The sequence below is a fragment of the Streptomyces sp. genome, from assembly GCF_031178505.1.
Lineage (GTDB): Bacteria > Actinomycetota > Actinomycetes > Streptomycetales > Streptomycetaceae > Streptomyces > Streptomyces gulbargensis.
On record NZ_JAPSIW010000727.1, the window covers coordinates 1 to 3,496 of the forward strand.

The following is a 3,496-nucleotide window of genomic DNA, read 5'->3' on the forward strand; positions in this document are numbered from 1 at the left end:
TGGCACGGCCGCCGGAATTCACCAAAGCAAGTTCAAGAGCAGGTCAATGGAGAGTAATACGCGCATGTGAGGACTGTCGGGCAACACCCCATGAACAGAGGGGGTTTCCGACCGGAACCAGCCTGAAGTTGACGCGATCGCATCGAAAGGAGCACGTGGGCGCACGGCCCGGCGCACGGTGAAGGGACGTCAGACGGCCGGGTGTACGGGCGGGGCCGGCGGGGCCGGCACCGCCCAGCGGACGGCCGCGGTGACCGCGCGGCCACCGGCCCGGCCTACGGGCAGCAGGAGCCGTGTGCGGTACGGCAGTTCGAGCGGGCTCCGCGCCCAGGGCGGCAGCAGCTCCACGGCCGCGGCGGCGAGGAGGGCGTACGGCGCGAGCGCGGGAGCCGGGAGGGGCGGTTCGGCGAGGAGGAAGCGGGTGGTGGCCCGGGCCTCGGGGGTGGAGCGGAGTTCCGGTCGGTACGCGGCGATCCGCGCGGTCAGTCCGGCGCGGGTGACCGGTGGGTCCTCGGCGCCGAGCCGCCGGGCGACCGAGGCCATCGCGGCGACGTACTCGTCCTGTTCCCGGGGGCCGAGCGGCCGGCGGCCGTATCGCTGGTGCGCCCGGAGGAAGCATTCGGTCTCGGCGACGTGCACCCAGGTCAACAGGTGCGGGTCGGAGGCGCGGTACGGGACGCCCTCACGGGTGCGTCCGCGGATCGCCGCATGGGTCTCGCGCACCCGCGCGACGGCCCGCTCGGCGTCCTCGGCGGTGCCGAAGGAGGTGACGGCGAGGAAGGTACTGGTCCGCTGGAGCCGGCCCCAGGGGTCCGAGCGGAACCCGGAGTGCGCGGCGACGGCGGCCATGGCCGTGGGGTGCAGCGACTGGAGCAGGAGGGCCGCCAGACCGCCGATGTACATCGAGGCGTCGGCGTGGACGGTCCGCACCGGGCTTCCGGGAGGGAACCAGCGCGGTCCGGGCGTGCCGTGGATGCGGGCGCGCGTCCGGTGGGCGTCCGGCCCCGCGACGCGGTGCAGAAGGCTCTCACCGGCCCGCCCCCGCAGATCGCCGAGGAGCTGCGGCCGCCGGACCATGAGCCCAGTATGCGCCCGGGCGGGGGCCGTCCCCAAGGGCGCGGAAGGCGGGCCGGGGCGGGGACGGCCGGCGTTGCCCGGGGCCCCGGGCCCGGGAGCGCGTGCCCCCGGGGCGCGCGGCGCGTCCGGGCACCGCGGGAGCCGTCCGCCGCTCCACCGGCCGGCCCTCCGCTCAGGAGGTCTGTTCCCGCGTGCCGTCGTCCGGGTGCGGGGCGCGCTGTTCCTCACGGCCGAGGCCGGGACTCTGCTTCTTGGCGGTGCTGCCGTCCTCGTCCGCCGCGTCCTCCACGGAGCGGTGCTGCACGGCGTCCTCCGCCTGGCGCCGCGCCTCCTCGTCGCCGCTCTCGCCGACGGCCTGGGACGGGGTGGTGCGCGGCGACTCGCCGTCGTCCTCGTGGCGCGTCTCGTCCTGGGTCATGATCTCTCCCTCACAGGGTCGTACGGGTCGGGCGGCCGGTCCTCACGGGTGCCCCGGCCGCCCGGCGGGGCACGACGGGCGGCTGCCCCGCGCGCCCGGTCCGAAACGGGCCGTGCCCCGGCCGGCCGATGGGTCCGGTGCGGTCAGAGTTCGCCGGTGGTGATCCGGGCGCAGGCCCGTACCACCTCGGCGAGGTCGCGGCCCTCCTCGTACAGCTCGCGCTGCCGCTGCGCACCGCCGCCGTGCGCGAGCAGGGTCTCCACGCCCTTGACGGCCGCCTCGTGGTCCCCGCTGTCCCGCAGCGCGTCCTCGGTGTGCGTGAGGAGGGCCGCGAGGGCCGTCTCGGCCGGGGTCTCGCGCATCGTCACCGGGTGGAGGAGCGGTCCCTGGAGTCCGGAGCGGGCGGCCCGCCAGGAGGCGAGGCGGAGCAGGCCGGCGGAGAAGTCGGGGGCCGGCTCGCCCTCGCGCCAGGCGCGTGCGGACGTCTCCACCAGGCCACGGGCGAGGGTCGCCACCAGGGCCGTGGTCTCGGGTTCCAGGCAGACGTCGGCGACGCGGATCTCCACGGTCGGGTAGTTGTGGGAGAGACGGGCGTCGAAGTAGATCATGCCGGGGTCGCGCAGGACACCGGTGGCGAGCATGTCGCGGACGCGCGAGTGGTAGCCCTCCGCGTTGCCGAACGGCTCGTACGGCCCGGCGGAAGGCCAGCGGTTCCAGACGCGGCTTCGGTAGCTGCTGTAGCCGCTGTCCATGCCCTGCCAGAACGGGGAGTTCCCGCTGATCGCGTTGAGGAGGTAGAGCCAGGGCCGCATGCGGTCCAGGACGGCCACGCCCTCCTCGTCGGACTCGACGGAGACGTGGACGTGGCAGCCGCAGGTCAGCTGTTCCTGGGTGGTGAGGCCGAACTGTTCGGCCATCCAGCGGTAGCGGCGGCCGAGGTTCCTGGACGGCTCCACCGGCAGGGGCGAGGTGGCGAGGGCGGCGACGCGGGCGCCGGCCTGCCGGGCGTGGCGCCCGGCCTCCCCGCGCCAGCGGACGATCTCCTCGCGCAGGGCGTTCATGTCGGCCAGCGGCCGGGTGGCGAACTCCAGCTGCTCCTGGTGGAGCTCCTTCTCGAAGACCTCTTCCGCGTCGTCGTCGCCACCCGCGGCGACCGCCGCCAGGACGGCCGAGGACACCGCCAGGGGCTCCCCGGTCCGCTCGCTGACGAGCAGCAGCTCTTCTTCGACTCCTACCGTGCGCATGGTCGCTCTCCCGCCTCCGCCGGGACGGCCGGCCCGGTTGGCCGCCGTCCCGCGAAGGTCATCCCTCGTTCCTGAGCCGCTCGTGCCCGCGAAGCGGCAGGTCATGCCCGCCGGAGGTCCGGGGCCCCGGCGACTTTCGTCACGTACGGCCCGGGACGCCGGGAGAAGCGCGGCAGAAGCCGGTCTCAGGGCCGGCGCCAGTCGTTCCTGTCCAGGTGGGAGCCGGCCATGGGGCCCATGCGGAGCATGCCGCCGTCCACGGCCCAGGAGGCGCCGGTGACGTAGGAGGACCCGGGCCCGGCCAGGAAGGCGATGACCTCGGCGACCTCCCGTGCGTCCCCGGGGCGGCCGAGCGGGATGCCGGGCCTGTCCTCGTCCCGTACGTCGGTGTCCTCCTGGCCCGTCATCGGGGTGGCGATCTCGCCGGGGGCGACGGCGTTGACGGTGATGCCGTGTTCGGCGAGCTCCAGGGCCATGACCTGGGTGAGGAGGCCGAGGCCCCCCTTGGCGGCGCAGTAGGGGCCGGAGCCCACGCGGGGCTGGTGCTCGTGCACGGAGGTGACGTTCACGATGCGGCCCCCGCCCCCCTGGTCGATCATGCGCCGGGCCGCCCGCTGGGAGCAGAGGAACGGCCCCACGAGGTCGACGTCGAGGACCTGGCGGACGGTGTCGAGGTCGAGGTCGAGGAAGGGGGTGGCCGTCCCCGTGCCGGCGTTGTTGACCAGGACGTCGATGCGGCCCAGTTCGTCGGCGAGCC

Annotated in this window: 4 protein-coding genes; all 4 read right to left on the reverse strand. The window is 75.1% G+C overall.

What is annotated here, in order from left to right; all coding sequences use genetic code 11:
• Positions 1 to 189: 189 nt before the first annotated feature.
• On the reverse strand, positions 190 to 1,077 hold the full coding sequence (locus tag RIF68_RS31235; protein WP_309054632.1) for an oxygenase MpaB family protein: 888 nt from the start codon (positions 1,075 to 1,077) through the stop codon (positions 190 to 192).
• 172 nt (positions 1,078 to 1,249) lie between these two features.
• Entirely contained in the window at positions 1,250 to 1,495 is a 246-nt protein-coding gene (locus RIF68_RS31240; RefSeq protein WP_309054633.1) for a hypothetical protein, read from the reverse strand.
• A gap of 143 nt (positions 1,496 to 1,638) precedes the next feature.
• The gene (locus RIF68_RS31245) at positions 1,639 to 2,739 is read right to left on the reverse strand and encodes a glutamate--cysteine ligase (RefSeq protein WP_309054634.1); all 1,101 of its coding nucleotides are present in this window, start codon (positions 2,737 to 2,739) and stop codon (positions 1,639 to 1,641) included.
• A 185-nt stretch (positions 2,740 to 2,924) separates the two neighbouring features.
• Positions 2,925 to 3,496, reverse strand: a 572-nt coding sequence (locus RIF68_RS31250) for an SDR family oxidoreductase (RefSeq protein WP_309054635.1), incomplete at its 5' end; no start/stop codon positions are given.

Coding starts and splice junctions, on each gene's coding strand:
- RIF68_RS31245 (WP_309054634.1), bottom strand. CDS start 2,739: ATGCGCACGGTAGGAGTCGAAGAAGAGCTGCTGCTCGTCAGCGAGCGG.
- RIF68_RS31240 (WP_309054633.1), bottom strand. CDS start 1,495: ATGACCCAGGACGAGACGCGCCACGAGGACGACGGCGAGTCGCCGCGC.
- RIF68_RS31235 (WP_309054632.1), bottom strand. CDS start 1,077: ATGGTCCGGCGGCCGCAGCTCCTCGGCGATCTGCGGGGGCGGGCCGGT.